Origin of the sequence: Bacillus sp. FSL K6-3200 (assembly GCF_038630485.1) — a bacterium.
Lineage (GTDB): Bacteria > Bacillota > Bacilli > Bacillales > Bacillaceae > Bacillus > Bacillus safensis.
The window spans coordinates 1,745,370-1,763,918 of sequence record NZ_CP152032.1 but is presented as its reverse complement, the minus strand read 5'-3'; the positions used below and the strand labels follow the sequence as shown (position 1 = coordinate 1,763,918).

The following is an 18,549-nucleotide window of genomic DNA, read 5'->3' as shown; positions in this document are numbered from 1 at the left end:
CTGTAGAGTGACCTATTTTTTATAAAATTGTATTTTTTTATTGATCTAGCTTTGAAAAATGCGAACTTTTTGGTAATATAAGTAATCATTTGTGTGTATTAAAGGAGTAAAGAACATTGGAAGCTATGAAGAATGATCACTCCCAAGAAGAGGAAGTAAAAGGATTTTTTCGATTTTTTAAAATTTTCGTCGCGACAAAAACGATTATTCGCTCATATCGACATTCCAATATTCCAATTTGGCTGATGATGCTCCTTGCAAGTATCGCCGGTACGGGCTGGATCTATGAAGGGTATTTTAGCGAGTATATGGGCAATCATATTCCATTCCCTTTTATTCTGTTACAAGGAGCGGGATATGGTATTTTGGCAGGCAATATGATTCTATTTTTCGGTGTCCTCCTGATCAAATGGTTAGGCCGTCTCTTTTTCGGCTGTCAAACGGCGTATCGGGATATACTCAAAGCCTGCACACTGACGGTCTTTTTCCCTTCTGCTTTATTTTCACTTACTTGGATTTTCACAGTTGGGATGCTCGGTCCGTATACGTTTGTTAAAATCTCACCATATTTAGATCAGCATTATGAAGTATGGTATTATCTCGATCTTTTAACTCTTACGGATGTATATGCAAAGACGTGGATATTTGGAATGGCTGTTTTAGGCATTGTCGCTGTGATGAAGCTCAGATTATGGCAAGCCTTCATCATTATGATCACACCGCCTGCCGCGTTTTTTCTCATCGTGACACTTTTATTTGATGTTCAGCACGCTGTAAACTGGATCATGTAAATAGAACGAGTACCGATAGAATGTGAAGCTTTGTCTACACACTGAGGAATTGCATAGCAGTTCCTTTTTTTCGTTCAATGTACATATTCTTCCCTCCTGTCTCATAGTGTGAAAGAGAGAAAGAATGCTATGGAAACAACAGGTGCTTTAGCGCCTTCTGTTTAGAACACCATGAGGAAAGAGGAGGAACGTTATGAAATTGAAAAATCAATTTGGGCAAGGTTCGGGTTTCGAAGGTCAAGATTTTCGCCAGCAACAATTTGGAGCAAATCCGTATCCTGCGCAGCAGATGGGTTATTCAGTCCCTCCCCAAACGCAGGGTCAAATGCAAGGACAAATGCAGCAGGGGTTTTCGCCAATGCCGTCTACCGGTACTTCACAAGGAGGCCAAGGAACACCGGGCGGCGGTCAGCCATATCAAATTCCTTCTGGACCGGTTTACCAGCAGAATGTCACCGGACAACTGCCTATTGAGCAGTCCTATATTGAAAATATTTTACGATTGAACCGCGGCAAGGTAGCCACGATTTATATGACGTTTGAGGCGAGTAAAGAATGGAATTCGAAGATTTTTAGAGGCGTTATTGAAGCTGCAGGACGTGACCACATTATCATTAGTGATAATAAGACAGGAACACGATACTTACTATTAACGATCTATCTTGATTACATTACGTTTGATGGAGAAATTCAATATGATTATCCATATTCGATGTCAACATATTCTCCGAGATAACGTCAAGCATGACAAAAGCAAGGCTCAGGTGCCCTTGCTTTTTTCTTTTGTCTAGGTTTTTGTCACACCTCTGGGGTGCTGCTCATAAGATGCCTAGTAGTTTTTATCAAAAGCCTAGAGGTGACATCAATGACTGTTGAGCTGGATTATACATCACCAAATGTCAAATTTTCATACGATCTAAATCAAAGCCCCCTTGTGAAATACGATCAGCATAACCTGATTAATGTGTTAGGAAAAAAACAATTAAACTCGTTGGATCGAGTGTCCCTGCTGGATATATATTTGAGTAAAAGCAAAGTCGTAGAGCCTCATTATCATCAAAATGCCGCAGAGCTTGTTTATTGTATAGCCGGTTCTGCTGCCGTATCAATACTGAATCCATTTACAAAAAAACTGCATACCTACACCATCACACCTGGACAGGTAGCAAACGTGCCTCAAGGCTGGTGGCACTATGAAGTCGCTCTTCAAGACAGAACTCATTTGTTAGCCATTTTTAACGCATCTACACCTGAAGTGATCCTAGGCTCAGACCTTCTCACCCTCACCCCTTCTCACATCATGGCCCATACTTATTGCATGAACGAAACACAGTGGAAGCAGGCGATAAAGCCGGTGAAACCAAGCGTGTTTATCGGACCATTTTGCCACCGGGAAGAAGAGGCTCAAACGCATCCTGTCCCTCCATCTCACTACGTCCCTTATTATCAAGCACCGCCCAACTATACCCCTTACTGGAGTTAAGAAAAAAACCGATGCCCCTATGAGAGCATCGGTTTATAAATTTTTTGCTGCTGCTATGACCAGCATGATCCAAGAGGCAATAAACGCCACTCCGCCAATGGGGGTAATGGCACCTAGAATCTTCACCTGAGTCAATGCCAGCACATAAAGGCTTCCTGAGAAGAAAAGGATGCCTGCAAGCATCACCCAGCCAGCGGTTGGAACTAGGGAAACACCTGATAGCTTATCTGCAAGAAAGGCGACAATAAATAGTCCTATCGCATGGAACATCTGATATTGAACACCTTTATTCCATATTTCTATATATTTTTCAGGGATTTTCCCTTCCAGACCGTGCGCACCGAAGGCTCCGAGCCCAACAGCTAGCAACGCATTAATCGCACCTAAAATGAAAAATAGTTTCATTCGTCATTCTCCTTATCTCATCAATTATGTTTATCATAGCGCGGGTGAAGGGCGACATTCAACTTTCCCATTACGTTGACACGAGATTGTCGGATTTCTTTTTCTTTCGTAACAAGACTTGATCGACCACGATCGCAATGAGTGTGCCTAGAACAAGACCGTTGCTTAATAATGAAATGAGCACTGGATGCATGCCTTTCAAGGCCCCCTGAGGCACAAACATCGCCCCTACGCCTGCTAAAACAGCAATCCCAAGGACAAAGCGAATCCGCGGGACTTCTTCTTTCTCATACTGATCAAACTCCGACATCGCAATCCCAATCATAGAAGAGAAGACCACAAAGTTTACAGCCAGCCCCACAGGTGATGGCAATGCAGAGAAAAAGCTCATGAGCAGCGGAAACAAACTAATGAGAACAATAAGCAGACTTCCTATGAAAAAAGGCTTTCTCGAAGGAATTTTGGTTGTCTGGATAAATCCCGCTGCCCCCGAAATAGGTACTGGCGCAATCGCACCGATGAGCCCGCTCAGTAAATGACCAAATGCTGCGACAAAACCAGCAGGGCGTGCTCTCTTCCGCTCACGCAGTTCACCAAATGCCTTCACTGAGCTTTCCACAATTCGAATACTTGCCAGCATGTTCACAATGAGTAAAATCGTTATAAAAAAGGACGTGACAAGCAATCCACTGTCAAAGACCGGCATGCCGAATGGAAACAGCTTCGGAAACTCGATGATTTGTTCTGGAATTCGAACCGGCTTCGCCAATCCGAGTAGAGCGAATAACAGCCATCCGCCTGCAAGTGCGAATAACACAGAAAACTGCCTCAAGTAATGCCATTTAGAGCGGCTGATCATGAAAGTGAGGATAATAATCAAGATCGATAAGCAAAAGACAAGCCCGTCCACCTGATTTCCCCGATAGCCGATGCCCATCAGCCCTTTCATGATTGGCTGACTTAGCTGCACAACAAGCAGCAGCAGGTAAATGCCTGTGACGACTGGCGTAAATAAAGACGCGAGCCAATTGATGATTTTAAATAAACTAAAAATAAAAAAGAAAACAGCACTAAAAATTAAAGCCCCTTGTAATGCTTGCAGGGTTTCAGGATACGTCGCAAAGATTGTACCTGTCATGCCGGCATAAAGGGTATACACACCCCACCAAAGCCCTGCTGGACTTTCATTGATCGGCAGCATATGGCCGCATAAACACTGCACCATTGCCACAAGACCAAGTGAAAAGAAAGTACTTTGAATTAACTCCGCCGATTGCACTTGGTTCAATTCAAATGCTTGTGCAATCGCAATTGGTACGGCAATAGAAGCTGCGATAAAAAATGCCATCCACTGAATGGCGCCCAAAAATAGTTTCAAACCGATCACCTTCCCTTTGTCGTGACAAGACCATTAAAAATCAAAAATAGAGTCGCCGTTCCCGTCCTTCTCTTTTTGACCCTCATCATTTTGCTGAAATTTCTTCGCACCACTTGTTCCCATTAGTTTCTCCAGCATGGCTTGATCTGTAGACACAGATGGTGCTGATGGTGTATGTATCGATGGAGGTGGTGAAATGACCGGCGACTGCGGCATTTGCACCTGTGATGGTGCATCGAGAATGACATCACATAGTGAAGAAATGGCCGCCACTTGACGTTTCACCTCTTCATCATTTCCACTTTGTTTTGCTTTTTGAACCGCTTCCTCCATTTTTTGAAGCAGGCTTGATATATGAATATTCAAGGGTAGACCCTCCAATCTAAAAAAATCTCTTTTCAACATTATTTTACCAAATGAACAAACCAAATGGGTTCATTTTTTCAAAGCAGTGCGCTCACGACTCTCTTATTTGACCCGTCATCTTCATTCACACATAATAAAAGAAACAACATCGTCTATGAAAGGATTGAATAATGGACAAGCTCACTGCTCTATTTCAGAAACAAAAAGTCTTTCAGAAGCCAGCGGTTCAAGAACGCATCCGCATTCTTCAAGACTTAAAAGCAGCCATCAAACAGCATGAAAAGGATATTTTACAGGCCTTAGCCCATGATTTACATAAATCCGAACAGGAAGCCTATACAACAGAGATTGGGATCGTGTATGAAGAAATCAATCATACCATCAAGCACCTTCACAAATGGGCGAAGCCAAAACGCGTGAAAACACCGCTGACTCATATCGGATCAAAAAGCATGATCATCAAGGAACCTTATGGAAGTGTGCTCATCATTGCTCCTTGGAACTATCCTTTCCAATTGGCCCTTTCTCCATTAGTCGGTGCGATTTCTGCGGGAAATGCCGTGATTTTAAAACCGTCTGAGCTGACGCCGGCAGTCTCACAAGTGATCAGCACGATCATGAAACGTGTATTTCAAGAAGACCATGCGGCTGTCGTAGAGGGCGGTGTTGATGTCAGTACAGAGCTGCTGAAACTGCCCTTTGATTATATCTTCTTTACTGGAAGTGTGGCAGTTGGCAAAGTCGTCATGGAAGCCGCCGCAAAGCATTTGACCCCTGTCACACTTGAGCTTGGCGGAAAAAGTCCCAGCATCGTCATGCCTGATGCCGACATCAAGCTGGCAGCGAAGCGGATCACCTTTGGAAAATTCACCAATGCAGGGCAAACCTGCATTGCACCAGATTATTTGCTCGTTCATGAATCCATCAAAGAGGAACTTTTGCGAGAAATGACGGCCTGTATCCGTGACTTTTATGGTGAACATCCAGAAACACATCCGTACTTTGGAAAAAATGTCAGCCAGCGTCATTTTGACAGGCTTACACAATTTCTATCAAATGGAACGATCGTCACAGGTGGACAGCGCAATGAACAGGAGCTCAAAATCGCTCCGACCATTTTAGACGACATCACATGGGAAGATCCCGTCATGCAGGAGGAAATTTTCGGACCGATTCTGCCTGTCATGACCTTTGATTCTCTGCATGAGGCAGTTCATATGATCAAAGCAAGGCCAAAGCCGCTTGCACTTTACTTATTTACGACAAGTAAAGAAACAGAATCCTATATTCTAGACAACCTCTCATTTGGCGGAGGATGTATCAATGACACGCTTATGCATGTCGCTACACCTTACCTGCCATTTGGAGGCGTCGGCGAAAGCGGCATGGGACGATATCACGGGAAGGACAGCTTCTTTACTTTTACGCATGAAAAAAGCGTCCTGCGCCAAACCAATCGCTTCGATCTTTCCTTCCGTTATCCAAATGCGAAAAACGGACTCGACTTGGTTCGTAAATTTTTAAAATAAACAGGACGAAGGGGCCCTCCCCTCGTCCTTTTTTCATTCGATATCCTTGATACACCAATTGATTTCTTCGGTTCCCATTTGCTTTAAATACGCGTTTACCTTTGAAAACGGACGGCTGCCAAAAAAGCCGTTTCTTGCAGAAAAAGGACTTGGATGAGGTGACTCAATGATGTAATGCTTGTTTTGATCAATGCGTTCTTTCTTGTTTTGAGCATGTCTTCCCCATAACACAAAAACGACGGGCTGCTCACGCTTATTCAGCACATCAATCACGCGGTCAGTCACTCGTTCCCAGCCCTTGCCTTTATGAGAATTCGCCTCGCCCCTTCTCACGGTCAGCACAGTGTTTAAGAGCAGCACACCCTGCTCTGCCCAGCTGACAAGTGAGCCGTGGTTTGGAACAGGACAGCCAAGATCATCCTGTAGCTCCTGAAAAATATTTCTCAAAGATGGCGGGTGTTTGACGCCCGGCTGAACAGAAAAGCTTAATCCATGTGCCTGCCCTGGGCCATGATAAGGGTCTTGTCCTAAAATCACCACTTTGACCTTTTCATATGACGTCAAATGAAGGGCACGATACACGTCATCTGGTTTTGGAAAAACGGTCTGCGTGCGATATTCTTCCTTCATCCATTCACGTAATTCCTGATAATATGGCTGTTCAAATTCACTTTTCATCACAGCCCACCAGCTATCATTTAAAAATGGCTTCATTGTGGTTTTCCTCCTTCTACTTGCTGCGCTAGTCTGGAAATCATCGGTTTTCCATCCCACACAATCTCACTCTCTGATTCTCTTTTTTTCATCGCTGGTTCTTCTAATAATATCGCAAAGTTTGCTGTCGGCAGGTCGCCCAGTTCATGCTTTTCACTTAAATCATCTAAGTAGTTCTTCCTTGTTTCGCCCAGATCACTAGACTGATTTCCACCGCCGTCAAAAAACGCATAGATCACGCTCGCAGCTGGCACTCGTTTGACTCGGGCATGCTGTGATACACGTAAAAAGAAGTCCCAGTCCCAATAATGATGCATCGCTGGATCAAAATAGCCAATCTCATCGTGTATACAGCGTTTGTACATACTGCCCGAAGGAACATATGTAGAAAAGACACGCATATCCTCAATATCCGCTGTATAAGCAAACAAACGTCTCGACAACGGGAAACGGGTCGCGCCTTTTTCTTCAAATGACACAATTTCTGCATCAGAAAAGACAAAATCGGCATCCTCCAGCGCCTTACTCATGCGTTCGATATGACAAGGTGTGAAGTAATCATCGTCGTCACTCAACATGATGACGTCACCTGTCAGCTCTTGCACTCCCACATTTCTGGCATTCACATGCTGGACATTCTCATCTAAATGAATCAAGCGGATCGGAAGCTCAGGGTAAAGTTCCTGAATGATGTCGACTCGCTCTCCTGCATCATTGACGACGACAATTTCAAAAGGCTGTACGGTTTGTCTTGTAATGGATTCAAGTAGCTCGCACAATGCGCTGAGCCGGTTATGTGTCACAATTAATAAGGAAATCTTCATATGCAACTTACTCCTTTAATAGATTCGTCTTTTTCCATTAAAACATAAATTGACTTTCTTCTCATGATATAAAAGGCGGTTTGATTTGACGGGAAAATGGGAATTTTTGATGAAAAGGAGTGATCATGATGGAATATATCACGGTGGAAAATAGTAAAGAAGCAAAAAAGACCATTGACCACATTCATTCATCGGGTTCAACAAAGGATGCTGTTTTTGTTTTTGCGTACGACCCAGAACGCTCTGATACCATAACGGAGTATACAGACGCCAAAAGCATGACTGCGGTCGATCAAGGGATTTTGGATCAAGTCGCCAATGTCATTCGCACTCGGGATGATGAATTGATGGCCAAAATGATGTCAGCTGGCGCCGATCAAGAATTAGCCTTAACACTTTTAGATGAACTGAAAAAAGGGAAATTGGTGATTTGGAAAAGATAAGAAAAAGAGGCGTTCCGAAGAGAGGAACGCTTTTTTATGCCGTTTCATTGTGATAAATGGAAAAGCTGATTATAATAAGGGATAGAACAATAACTGTTACACATCACATTGGAGGTTCAGCAACTATGTCTATGAATAAAGCACTCACCATCGCAGGTTCGGATTCAAGCGGCGGTGCAGGTATCCAAGCAGATTTAAAAACGTTTCAAGAAAAAAACGTCTACGGGATGACAGCTTTAACCGTTGTCGTTGCAATGGACCCACATAATCATTGGGATCATCAGGTGTTTCCAATTGATACGGCGACGATTCGTGCGCAGCTCTCTACCATTGTAGAAGGCATTGGTGTAGATGCACTGAAAACGGGTATGCTTCCTACCGTAGACGTGATCGAGCTTGCAGCTGACACCATCAAAACATACGACCTTAAAAATGTCGTCATTGATCCTGTTATGGTTTGTAAGGGTGCAAACGAAGTCCTTTACCCAGAGCACGCGGAAGCACTGCGTGAAAAGCTCACGCCACTGGCAACCGTTATCACACCTAACCTTTTCGAAGCAGGTCAATTAAGCGGAATCGGCGAGATTAAAACGATCGAACAAATGGAAGAAGCAGCAAAACGCATTCACGAACTTGGTGCAAAGTATGTGGTCATCACTGGAGGCGGTAAGCTAAGCGAAGACAAAGCCATCGATTTGCTTTATGATGGACAAACCTTCGAACGCCTTGAAACAGATAAAATTGACACTGAATACACACACGGCGCAGGCTGCACATTCTCAGCAGCAGTCACAGCTGAACTAGCGAATGGATCAGACGTGAAAGAAGCCATCTATGCAGCAAAAGAATTCATTACGGCTGCCATCAAAGGCTCTTTCCAGCTAAACGAATATATCGGACCAACAAAGCATTCTGCTCATCGTTTTGACAAATAAAACAGAAAAAACCGATTCGCCTTGTTAGTAGGTGAATCGGTTTTTGTTTATCGATTATCGAAAGCTGCGTCTCTGTGCAAACAGCCAATCTGTTAAGCCTGGCGTCTCATAAGCAGGCGTCCATGATGCATGGTCATATCCATACTTGCTTGCGTATTCCGTATAAAGCGGCTGGCCGCCAGCTTTTTGAATAGCTTGAATTGTATTTCTCGCATAGCTGATAGGGATAATGGAATCATCTTCTGCATGAAATGCCCATATTGGCTTGTGTGCTAACATTCCTGCCTTGCTTGGATCTGCACCCCCCGCAATAGGAATCATCGCTGCAAACAAACGAGGATATGTGATGTTCAACTGGTACGTGCCAAATCCCCCTTGTGATAAACCCGTCGCATAAATCCTTTTCTGATCAATCTGATAAGAAGTTAACACATGCTGAAGGACATCATAAGCTTTGTGTAAATCTGGTGAAAATTGAAACACGTTCGTCAGATCAATTTCATTTTGCGAATTTCTTGTTAATGCAAAGCCTCCATCGACAGCATTTCGCGCCTGAGGTGCAAGTACGTACGAAGGATGTTTCTTTTGGACTTCAGGGGAAGCCCATAAAGCTGCACCATCATTCGCAAGTAACTGCTTTTGATTGTCTGTTCCCCTCTCCCCGCCTCCATGTAAGAACAGAACTAGAGGATAGGCTTTACCCCTCTTACGGTTTTTTGGAATATACAGACGGTAAGGCATTCCTTTGTATTCGAAAGATAAAAAAGATGATGCAATGTCCTCTCGTGTGACAAAGCGATAATTGTACGTAGACGTGGAAAGACGGTGGTTTTTCTTGTAAACGCTTACTTTTAAAGTCGTATCAGTTTCGATATGAATGGGCTTTTTGTATAACTGACTTTGAGTAGTCGGCTGGCTGCCATCTGTTGTGTAATAAAGAGAAGCTTTTTGAACGTGAGAATGCAGAGCGACCTCTTGTGAACGATAATATTGACCAGATGGGACTGAAGCCGTTGATGCAACATATGACGTATGATTTCGGGCAGAAGAAACGGAAGGAAAAAGAAAACTCATAGAAAATAGGACAATAACAAAGGTGATCAGGCATTTCTTGGTTGTATGGTTCATATTGTTCCTCCTGTACATGCTCAGATGAATTTTTATTTATTATTGATCATGACAATAGAAATGTCAACGCTTTCATTTAAATTTCTGAATAATCAGGCAGAATACAAAAAAGCGTACCCGCACGCAGGTACACTCTTTTATCCATACATGAATGCCTATTTTTGCTGATCGGACTCTTTCGCCATTTTTCGAATAAAGGCTTCAATGGATTCAACAAATAAAGCGTATTCTTTCATTTGTTTATACGTATCTGACAGCTTCTCTTTCACTTCTTCCTGCTCTAAAGAAGGTTCACCGAGAATAGATTGAACTTGAATGAGCAATTCTTTATATTCTTCACGTTTATCTTCAACATGATCTGCCATTGTCTCCAAGCGTTTTCTAGTCGTCGGCTGCTGTTTTGAATTCAAGTAAACAACCCCTTTTTTTGTCCTACCGCATTTGGATAAACGTCAGCCTCAGCTGTATATATTTTAAAATGATACCATATTTCCACCTGCTATCATATATGTAAAACGTCATCAAACCGCTTTAGGCCAACCTTGTATATACACGCTATAGGCTTTAAGATACAGGCTGATCTCACTAGAAAAAAGCAGATCATTGATCTGCTCAGATTGTAGAGAAATTATTTTTCAAGCCGGATTTCCCCTATTTCCTTCTGACTCTTTAAGGCAGTTCTTTTTGGCTCAAATTTCATAGCGAATACTAAAATAAAAGCGATTATTAAAATAATACTTAAGAAAATCAAACCGGCTTGCATTTTTCCTGTATAATCTTTTAGCCATCCAACTGCATAAGGGCCAACAAACCCTCCTAGATTTCCAATTGAATTAATGACTGCAATTCCAACAGCTACTGTGGCTGGACTCAATATCATAGTTGGTAATGACCAAAAAGGACCTTTAAAACAATACATGGCTGCCAATGAAATGGTGATGAAAATCATTGCAATAAATGGATTGGCCACCATTCCTACACTGAGTAACGTTAAACCAGCTACGAGTAACGGTAAAGCTGTGTGTATACGTCTTTCACCAGTGCGATCTGAGCGTCTTGACCAGTAATTCATGACGATTGAAGCAATAATGTAAGGGATTGTAGCAATGAAGCCGATCTGGGTGTTTGATAAATAGCTAGATAATCCTTTAATAATTTGAGGCATCCAATAACCAACGCCCAGTGTACCTGCAGTATATACAAAGTAAATTAAGGAGAGGTACCACAGTTTAGGATCAGTCAAGGCCGTTTTATGACTAGAGGTTTTTTGGCCTTGCTTTTCTCTTAGCTCCTCGTCCTTTCTTAATTCTGACATCAACCAATTTTTTTCTTCAGCTGTTAACCACTTTGCTTGTTCTGGCCGGTCTGTTAAGTAGAAATATGTAACAAACCCTAAAATAACAGCAGGGGCGCCTTCGATAATAAACATCCAACGCCATCCAGGCACATTCATCCAATGAATATGATCAATAATTAAGGTAGAAACGGGAGCTCCTATAATATAAGAAACTGCGATTGCTGTCATAAACATCGCAATTGTACTTGCTCTTTCTTTAGCTCGGAACCAATAAGTAAGGTATAGTATAATGCCAGGAAATAGACCTGCTTCTGCTATTCCAAGAAGGAATCTAATGATATAGAGCTGGGTAGCATTCTGAGCAAACCCAGTTGCCATAGAAATAATTCCCCAAGTAAAGAGAATCCTAGTAATCCAAACCCTTGCCCCAAATTTTTGCATTAAAATATTACTTGGTACTTCAAAGAGAAAATAACCAATAAAAAAAATACCTGTCACAAGACCAAACATTTTACTTGTTAGTCCTAATGCTTCATTCATTTCCAATGCAGCATATCCCACATTTGCCCTGTCTAGATAAGAAATAATATAGAGTAAAAATAGTAACGGGATAATTCTTCGTGTCACCTTTCGAATCGTCATCTTTTCGAAATTCAATTGAGAATTTTCCATTCAAATTCCTCCTTTTAAAATAATAAAAAGAAATTTTGATAACGCTTACATTTAGAAAATAAAGAGATACTCTTACGGTTCTGTAAGATGTGTAAGAGTATCTCCATTTACTCTTCTGTTGTTTCCTCAAGATAGCGAACAAAATGAAAACTTTCTTTCATCGTGTCAAAAATGTTTATTTTCAACTGATATTGCTCTCAATGTCTGGTTTACCGTTGAAAATTAAATGTTTCGGTTGATAATTAATGTTACCTAATACGGTATCTCCATCTACATCGGGAAAAGCAGTCTCTGTAGAAGTAGAATCTAGAACAACAAGGTGATGTGGAGTAAACGTAAAATCGTCAATTCCTAACAATTTAGGAGCTGTTACCAGAACTGCTCTAAAAGCTTCATCTAGAGACAGTCCACCTACAATCATTTTAGAAATGATGTAGCTCATGTTATAAACAGGGTATTTTCTCCATGACGCGCTTGTTAAATCTGTACTGATCGTATCTGGTTTAATTCCCTCAGCTAAGCATTTATAAAAAACATTCCAATTAAAGTGTTTTCTACCGTGACCGATATCTAATACTATTCCTCTTTCTACTGCAGCTAGAAATTCTTTTTTTACCTTCCCGGCGGTATTTAACACGTTTCCATCCCTTCCTTGAAATGGATGAGTGAGAATGTCTCCTTTATTAAAATATTGTGTTACCTCTTCAATATCTAGTTGAGTTTCAGTTAAATGAACCATCATTCGTAAATCAGTTCGATCGGCTGCTTCTCTTGCTAAGCGTAATAAAGACCGATCAGTCGTTTTGTCCACCTGACCTAAGCGAATCTTAATTCCTAATAAACAATCATCAGCTAAAGATGCTACTTCAACAATTCGATCCAACGAAATACTTTCTGGCTTGGTTGGGTTAGGGTTTGGGTGATTGGTTAGCCCTTCTGGTAAAGCTGATAACCAAGAACGAACTGTTAACGGGCTGTTTTCCCAGTAACGATTTGCTTCCTCCCATCCGTCATAGCCAAAAGTACCTGCGTCCCCAACTGTAGTTACTCCTGAGGAGAGATATTGTTTATCTGTCACACCAATCTCTGCTCCTGGTGCCCATACATGACAATGAAAATCGACTAGTCCCGGTACAATTAAGCTAGATTCAGATAAATGAATATCCCTATCATCCTCATGAGTAACTGTGATGCTTGTAGACTGATTTGGAATGAACCCCTTTTCTGACCAAATAGAACCGCCTTTAAAATTCCATACTCCCATGCAAATACACCCCTTAACTTACTATTGATTTAATAGATTAATTTATTTCATTGTTTGCAAAAGCAACTTCTTTACATGCCTTGATAACATCCAACCACTGGTGCTAAATCACTGACCAACATACATCCTCTTCTTTTTGGATAGTGGAAACAATCAACTAAGTAGAATTTTTAATCTGTTCACTGCCATACACACCGATAAGATAGCGCTTTCAAAAATGGAATTAATGACGCAACCCCTATCTTCGACAACTTCCGTTTTAGAGACAGAGCGCCCCGCCCCTCACCATTATTTATCTTGTGTAATAAACATTACTATATTTTATATAAAAGTAATGTTTATTACCAATAATTTAAATGTATGTTATCACTCATAATTAATAAAGTAAACCTTTTTTATAAAGAACATAAGATAAAGTAAAACGAACAGTGAAGCACATGGGAAAAATCGCTTTAACTGATAGTTATCGAGAAAAAATAATGAATTGATGGCGAGGGAGATGTAGACGGTGTGATTACCATTGGTCAAAAAGCAAAAAAACAATGAAAATAAAAATTCCACTTATGATCAGTGGAATAAGATGCAAGGCTTTCTTTGGCTGAAGAAGCTAATAACGTCAAAACATCGATTAATCCTGAGGAAGGCTATGTTAGTTTTCAAAACTGATTGGTCAAAAGAAGCAGAACTATTTAAACGGGCTGATATGATTGAAGTTAAATTTGGATAATGTACTTTTGCAGGAAAGGGTGGAAAAATTTCAGCTGAAAATTTAACAAGGAAAATGAGGATGCGGTATTGGGGTACCCAATTTCCCGCACCTCGCTTATCTGATAGAGAAATGTATTCTACATCGCATCTTTCTCTTTCAATTTCACATCATATTGATCATCACTTGTAGGATACGGATCAACGACCTGCTTCTTTTTGTAAATGCCATGTCTTCAATTTCAGCTTTGTTTCATTTCTTCCACTAATGGAGATCGATTTATTTCCCGGGGAAGGAAAGTAACGTGCAGTAAAAACTTCTCGGCCTCCGTTTACAAAAATCTCAATCGACGATGAATCAATAAAAATATGAAGATCGTGTAATTCCTCTATTGCTGCTTCACGAACTTCCTTTGATCGATCTTCAAATCGATCCCGCTCTAATGTCAGCTTCCCTTCCTCTTTATCATAGATGATGCGTGCAGCTGCACGGATACAGCATTCAAACCCTTTTTGTGTGTCAATTTGATCAATGAATACCTCTGCGCTCGTAATATCATCTACAGGGATGGAATGAACAGAACGTTTAATATGAAAAATATGCTCTTGTTCATTGGTCCGCATGGATTGGAGTTCACTTACTGGTTTTTGAATGAGATGTCCGTCATCATCTAAACGGAGCTCTCTAGGGATCGTGAGGCAGTGTATCCATTGATAAGAAATCGTCGGATGATGCTCTTCTCCTTGATCAGGGACCCCCATCCACCCGATTAAAAGGCGTCTGCCTGATTCATCTAGAAAGGTTTGCTGCGCATAGAAGTCAAAACCGCGGTCAAGCTCCTCAAACGCTCCGTGTGTATATTGATAGGAGTGATCATCCAATGTACCAACAAAATAGCCTGATTGATGTGTATTGTGATATTTTAAGCCATCCGGCTTGAGCCCTTGCGGTGACACAATCAATACATCCCGGCCGTCCAATTCAAACAGGTCTGGACACTCCCACATATAGCCAAAATTTTCTAAACCATTCTTTCCGCTGCCTGCAATCGTGCCTTGAAACGTCCAATTTTCTAACGTATCAGAGGTAAATAAGACAAGGTGTCCTTTCAGGTCTAAGCTTTGTGCACCAAGGACCATGTACCACTGGCCATTTCGCTTCCATACCTTTGGATCTCGAAAATGGGCGGTGAATCCTTCCGGCAGCGTCGCCACGACACCTTTTTTCTGAAAGTGAATACCGTCCTCTGAAACAGCTAAACATTGATACGTCTCACGGTTCCCTTGTTCATCCCGAACGTTTCCAGTGTACATCACATGCATCTGCCCATTGTTTATAAATGCACTGCCAGAATAACAGCCGTTTTGATCAAACCAATCACTTGGGGCAAGAGCGGCTTCTTCGTGCTGCCAATTGACTAGATCTGTCGATGTATAATGCCCCCAGAATTTTGCACCATGCCCCGTTTTGAATGGCTGCCACTGATAAAAGACGTGGTAAGTTCCTTTCCACTGAATCAACCCATTCGGATCATTTAAAAGACCAACTGGCGGCATCAAATGAAAATGCTGCCGGTACACATCCTTTTTGACCAAATGCTCATAGTTTCGAATACGGTCTGCTATCTTTTGACGAAGTGCTGCGTCAGTTGTTGTCATGACTGTGACCACTCCTTGATTATTTTTCGACTTCTTTTACTTTAAAAATGATGGTGAGAATAAATGAAACAGCAACAGCGATTAACATACCAATCACATAATTGACCACATTCTGAACACCGAATGGTGCTGCAATCGCAATCATCGGAATGCCTGTTAAACCATAAGCATTGGCGGCTACCTTCGTGAAAACGACGAATGCCCCGCCCAATGCGCCTCCGATCATCGCCGCAATAAATGGTTTACGATAGCGGAGATTTACACCGAATATGACAGGTTCAGTAATTCCTAAAAAAGCAGAGAAGGCAGCAGGAAGGGCAATTTCTTTTGTTTTTGCACGCTTGGCTAGGAAAAAGACAGCCAATCCTGCCCCGCCTTGGGCGACATTGGACATTGCCCAGATCGGCAGCAAATAGTTACGCCCAATATCATTCAGCAATCCTGCCTCAATCGCATGGAAGCTATGATGAACCCCTGTGAGCACAATTAAAGAGTAAGCACCGCCGAAAATGAGTCCTGCTAAGAACCCTGCATGGTCATAAATAAACGTCAGTGCATTCGAAATCCCTGTACCAAGCATTCTTCCAAGCGGTCCAACTGCAATAAACGTCACAAATCCAGTGACAATTACCGTCACAAATGGGGTCACAAGTAAATCAATACTGTTCGGAACGACTTTTCTTAAATTCTTCTCAACAAGACACATGATATACACAGTCAATAACACTGGAATGACCGTCCCTTGGTAACCAAGAAGAGCAATATCAACATTGAATAAATGCATATACTCTGGATTTGCTTCCGTCAATCCCCACGGATTAAGCAGATTCGGGTGAATCATAATTCCCCCAATGACAGCCCCTAAATACGGATTTCCGCCAAACTCTTTCGCTGCACTGACCCCAATTAAAATCGGTAAAATGATAAAGGCTGCACTTGAGAACATATCAAGCATTTGGAAGATCGCAGAGCTTGGGTCAGCCCATTTGAAAGCTTTCATCATACCTAAGAGACCCATTAATAAACCGCTCGCAACAATTGCTGGAATGATTGGTACAAAAATATTCGATAATGTCTTTGCAAAACGCGCAAGTGGATTCATTTTTTGTTTCACTGCTTCATCATGGCTGACAGGCTTTTGTTTCTCGTCGCCGGTCTCAAGACCAGTCTCACGAGCAAATGGTTCATACACTTTGTTGACAGATCCCGTTCCAAAAATGACTTGAAATTGTCCTGAACTTGAGAAAGCCCCTTTCACACCTTCAAGTTCTTCAATGGCATCTTTGTCAATCAAATCCTCATTTTTCACCACCAATCTGAGTCTTGTTGCACAATGCGTAGCACTAATGACATTTTCTTTGCCGCCTAACAGTTTTGTTAATTCTTTGGCTGTTTTTTGATAATTCAAGTTGTCTCCCCCTTTTTTAAAGCAAAAAAGACCTAAAATTCACCAACGAGTAAAGGACATACACGTCCCCTCGTTACGCAAATTTTAGGTCTTGCCTGCCTGACAGTCACAATCCCGCGATATCAAATTTTGATGACGCTTTCATCATAGTATAAGACTGTGACATCGTCAACCTCTTTTTTCAAATCCAATGACCCATATACACTAATAAGAGTAGTGTGCATAAAAAAAAGCCTGCATGCAGGCATCACAATTAAACCAATTCGGCTTCCTGCAGACGCTGGACATGCAGCGTGATGTAGCCGATCTCCGATTCAGGGAGATGAAGTCCATATTCATCTTTTAACAGTTCAGCGAGTCCAAGTGCACACCGGTAAGCCGTATCATACTTTGTTTGGATAAAAATCAGCATGTCATCGTCCATGATTTGAAATGCCTCATTCGATTCCAACCTGCCTAATGCATACCTCAAATGTGTCACAAGCCGCTGATAGGAAATACTATCCTCATCAATTGAATGCTGAAAATAGCTTTCAATATGCTCGATCATTTCTTTAATCATCGTTGTATATTTCACGGTCTTTTTCATGGACTCCGTATTCATTTTGGCCGTATGAATATGAAGTGCCACATATCCTGCCTCATCGTCCGGCAGTTCAACCCCAAGCCGCTCCTTTACATAACGAATGGCATACTTTCCAATCTCATATTCCTGCTTATATAAGACTTTGATCTCACCAAGCAATTTATTATATAACACAATGCCTTTTTGAAGGCGTTCAATGGCGAAGGACAAATGATCAGTCAGTGATATGTGGATGTGATCACTGAGCGGCATCATGAGTTTCCCCTCTGCATAACTGATGATATGCTCTGCCACCTCAATATGCGCCTCTGGCAATGTGGCAAGAATTTGTTTGAATTTCTCATTTTCTTCACGCACAACAAAGATTTTCTCTATTTTTTGAAGAGGAATGACGTCATTTTTCCCCTTCTGAAAAGCAATTCCGGGTCCCATCACAATTTTCTCCTGATCATCCTCCTTCACAACCACTGCGTTGTTATTCAATATTTTATATATCTTCAAGGGGTATCCTCTCCCAGCAGATAACATTTCTTATGTGGGATTTTACCCTGTTTCACTTTTTCTGTAAAGGTAAGAGCGGACCAGCACGCGCCTCTCGCATCGCCTTCTCTTCAATCATCATCAGACTTTGAGTAAACCCCATCTCTGCCCTGCGTTTCTTCTTATGTTCTTCTGCCAGCTTCTCCAGCTCTCTCTCTTTCACTACTTGAAAGAATCCGGCATCCACCGCGGCCGCCTGAAACCCTTGCTGTTTCATCATCACACCAGGGTTCACAAGCACATTCATCATGAAACCAAACCATACGCTCAACCAGTTTTTTAATTTCTTCACTGAACATCCCTCCGCTTTTCTTAGAATCTAGCAGCTCTAGCAAAACAACTGCTCCTATCATATCCCGAGAAAAAAGAGAGGTTTGTCACAATCTGGGTGAAAAAACCAACTAGTTTTCAGAAGTTTTGTT

General features: G+C 41.8%; 20 protein-coding genes. 7 read left to right on the top strand and 13 right to left on the bottom strand.

The genetic code is table 11. The annotated features are described in order from the left end of the window. Nucleotides 1-125 precede the first annotated feature (125 nt). The 3 genes from MHI60_RS08895 (at nucleotide 126) to MHI60_RS08885 (ending at nucleotide 2,274) form a co-directional block, all read left to right on the top strand. Nucleotides 126-791 carry a YIP1 family protein gene (locus tag MHI60_RS08895; RefSeq protein ID WP_263640243.1) on the top strand — a complete coding sequence of 222 codons (666 nt, stop codon included), beginning with the start codon at nucleotides 126-128 and terminating at the stop codon, nucleotides 789-791. Between the two features lie 193 nt (nucleotides 792-984). Next, the gene (gerQ, locus tag MHI60_RS08890) at nucleotides 985-1,527 is read left to right on the top strand and encodes a spore coat protein GerQ (RefSeq protein WP_095409838.1); all 543 of its coding nucleotides are present in this window, start codon (nucleotides 985-987) and stop codon (nucleotides 1,525-1,527) included. A 129-nt stretch (nucleotides 1,528-1,656) separates the two neighbouring features. Beyond that, the gene (locus tag MHI60_RS08885) at nucleotides 1,657-2,274 is read left to right on the top strand and encodes a cupin domain-containing protein (protein ID WP_095409839.1); all 618 of its coding nucleotides are present in this window, start codon (nucleotides 1,657-1,659) and stop codon (nucleotides 2,272-2,274) included. Nucleotides 2,275-2,307: 33 nt separating this feature from the next. Here MHI60_RS08885 and MHI60_RS08880 read toward each other — a convergent pair whose 3' ends face one another. From MHI60_RS08880 to MHI60_RS08870, 3 genes are all read right to left on the bottom strand, one after another. Beyond that, the gene (locus tag MHI60_RS08880; RefSeq protein ID WP_144483926.1) at nucleotides 2,308-2,679 is read right to left on the bottom strand and encodes a DUF423 domain-containing protein; all 372 of its coding nucleotides are present in this window, start codon (nucleotides 2,677-2,679) and stop codon (nucleotides 2,308-2,310) included. A gap of 70 nt (nucleotides 2,680-2,749) precedes the next feature. Beyond that, on the bottom strand, nucleotides 2,750-4,057 hold the full coding sequence (locus tag MHI60_RS08875) for a purine/pyrimidine permease (RefSeq protein ID WP_041115438.1): 1,308 nt from the start codon (nucleotides 4,055-4,057) through the stop codon (nucleotides 2,750-2,752). Nucleotides 4,058-4,090: 33 nt separating this feature from the next. Continuing rightward, nucleotides 4,091-4,423 (bottom strand): YwdI family protein, encoded by a 333-nt coding sequence (locus tag MHI60_RS08870; protein ID WP_039182322.1) that lies wholly within the window; start codon nucleotides 4,421-4,423, stop codon nucleotides 4,091-4,093. Nucleotides 4,424-4,593: 170 nt separating this feature from the next. On the opposite strand from MHI60_RS08870, the gene MHI60_RS08865 reads away from it, so the two are divergent. After that, nucleotides 4,594-5,952, top strand: coding sequence for an aldehyde dehydrogenase (locus tag MHI60_RS08865; protein ID WP_144483929.1), 1,359 nt, complete (start codon nucleotides 4,594-4,596; stop codon nucleotides 5,950-5,952). A gap of 33 nt (nucleotides 5,953-5,985) precedes the next feature. On the opposite strand, the gene MHI60_RS08860 is transcribed toward MHI60_RS08865, so the two are convergent. Both MHI60_RS08860 and MHI60_RS08855 read right to left on the bottom strand, forming a co-directional pair. Further along, nucleotides 5,986-6,666, bottom strand: a complete 681-nt coding sequence (locus MHI60_RS08860) for a uracil-DNA glycosylase (RefSeq protein WP_095409842.1) — start codon at nucleotides 6,664-6,666, stop codon at nucleotides 5,986-5,988. Then, nucleotides 6,663-7,490: a glycosyltransferase family 2 protein gene (locus MHI60_RS08855; protein WP_144483932.1), complete on the bottom strand. Its 828-nt coding sequence runs from the start codon at nucleotides 7,488-7,490 to the stop codon at nucleotides 6,663-6,665. Before MHI60_RS08855 ends, MHI60_RS08860 begins: the two co-directional genes overlap by 4 nt. A gap of 128 nt (nucleotides 7,491-7,618) precedes the next feature. On the opposite strand from MHI60_RS08855, the gene MHI60_RS08850 reads away from it, so the two are divergent. Together MHI60_RS08850 and MHI60_RS08845 are read left to right on the top strand one after the other, a co-directional pair. Further along, a complete protein-coding gene (locus MHI60_RS08850) occupies nucleotides 7,619-7,933 on the top strand; it encodes a general stress protein (RefSeq protein WP_144483935.1) in 315 nt (104 codons plus the stop codon). Nucleotides 7,934-8,058: 125 nt separating this feature from the next. Next, nucleotides 8,059-8,868 carry a bifunctional hydroxymethylpyrimidine kinase/phosphomethylpyrimidine kinase gene (locus MHI60_RS08845; protein ID WP_024426411.1) on the top strand — a complete coding sequence of 270 codons (810 nt, stop codon included), beginning with the start codon at nucleotides 8,059-8,061 and terminating at the stop codon, nucleotides 8,866-8,868. Nucleotides 8,869-8,922: 54 nt separating this feature from the next. Here the strand turns inward: MHI60_RS08845 and MHI60_RS08840 are convergent, their stop codons facing one another. From MHI60_RS08840 to MHI60_RS08825, 4 genes are all read right to left on the bottom strand, one after another. Then, nucleotides 8,923-9,996, bottom strand: a complete 1,074-nt coding sequence (locus MHI60_RS08840) for a chitobiase/beta-hexosaminidase C-terminal domain-containing protein (RefSeq protein WP_144483938.1) — start codon at nucleotides 9,994-9,996, stop codon at nucleotides 8,923-8,925. A gap of 155 nt (nucleotides 9,997-10,151) precedes the next feature. Further along, nucleotides 10,152-10,406: a hypothetical protein gene (locus MHI60_RS08835; protein WP_024423823.1), complete on the bottom strand. Its 255-nt coding sequence runs from the start codon at nucleotides 10,404-10,406 to the stop codon at nucleotides 10,152-10,154. 218 nt (nucleotides 10,407-10,624) lie between these two features. Beyond that, nucleotides 10,625-11,965 carry an MFS transporter gene (locus MHI60_RS08830; protein WP_144483941.1) on the bottom strand — a complete coding sequence of 447 codons (1,341 nt, stop codon included), beginning with the start codon at nucleotides 11,963-11,965 and terminating at the stop codon, nucleotides 10,625-10,627. 181 nt (nucleotides 11,966-12,146) lie between these two features. Beyond that, nucleotides 12,147-13,229, bottom strand: coding sequence for an amidohydrolase family protein (locus MHI60_RS08825; protein ID WP_144483944.1), 1,083 nt, complete (start codon nucleotides 13,227-13,229; stop codon nucleotides 12,147-12,149). A 520-nt stretch (nucleotides 13,230-13,749) separates the two neighbouring features. On the opposite strand from MHI60_RS08825, the gene MHI60_RS08820 reads away from it, so the two are divergent. Beyond that, nucleotides 13,750-13,956: a hypothetical protein gene (locus MHI60_RS08820; RefSeq protein ID WP_144483946.1), complete on the top strand. Its 207-nt coding sequence runs from the start codon at nucleotides 13,750-13,752 to the stop codon at nucleotides 13,954-13,956. A gap of 179 nt (nucleotides 13,957-14,135) precedes the next feature. Here MHI60_RS08820 and MHI60_RS08815 read toward each other — a convergent pair whose 3' ends face one another. From MHI60_RS08815 to MHI60_RS08800, 4 genes are all read right to left on the bottom strand, one after another. Next, the gene (locus tag MHI60_RS08815; protein ID WP_144483949.1) at nucleotides 14,136-15,593 is read right to left on the bottom strand and encodes a sucrose-6-phosphate hydrolase; all 1,458 of its coding nucleotides are present in this window, start codon (nucleotides 15,591-15,593) and stop codon (nucleotides 14,136-14,138) included. A gap of 19 nt (nucleotides 15,594-15,612) precedes the next feature. Then, a complete protein-coding gene (locus MHI60_RS08810; protein WP_095409852.1) occupies nucleotides 15,613-17,001 on the bottom strand; it encodes a sucrose-specific PTS transporter subunit IIBC in 1,389 nt (462 codons plus the stop codon). Between the two features lie 253 nt (nucleotides 17,002-17,254). Next, a complete protein-coding gene (locus MHI60_RS08805) occupies nucleotides 17,255-18,088 on the bottom strand; it encodes a PRD domain-containing protein (RefSeq protein ID WP_144471813.1) in 834 nt (277 codons plus the stop codon). Nucleotides 18,089-18,140: 52 nt separating this feature from the next. Continuing rightward, entirely contained in the window at nucleotides 18,141-18,419 is a 279-nt protein-coding gene (locus MHI60_RS08800; RefSeq protein WP_144483951.1) for a hypothetical protein, read from the bottom strand. Between the last annotated feature and the right edge of the window lie 130 nt (nucleotides 18,420-18,549).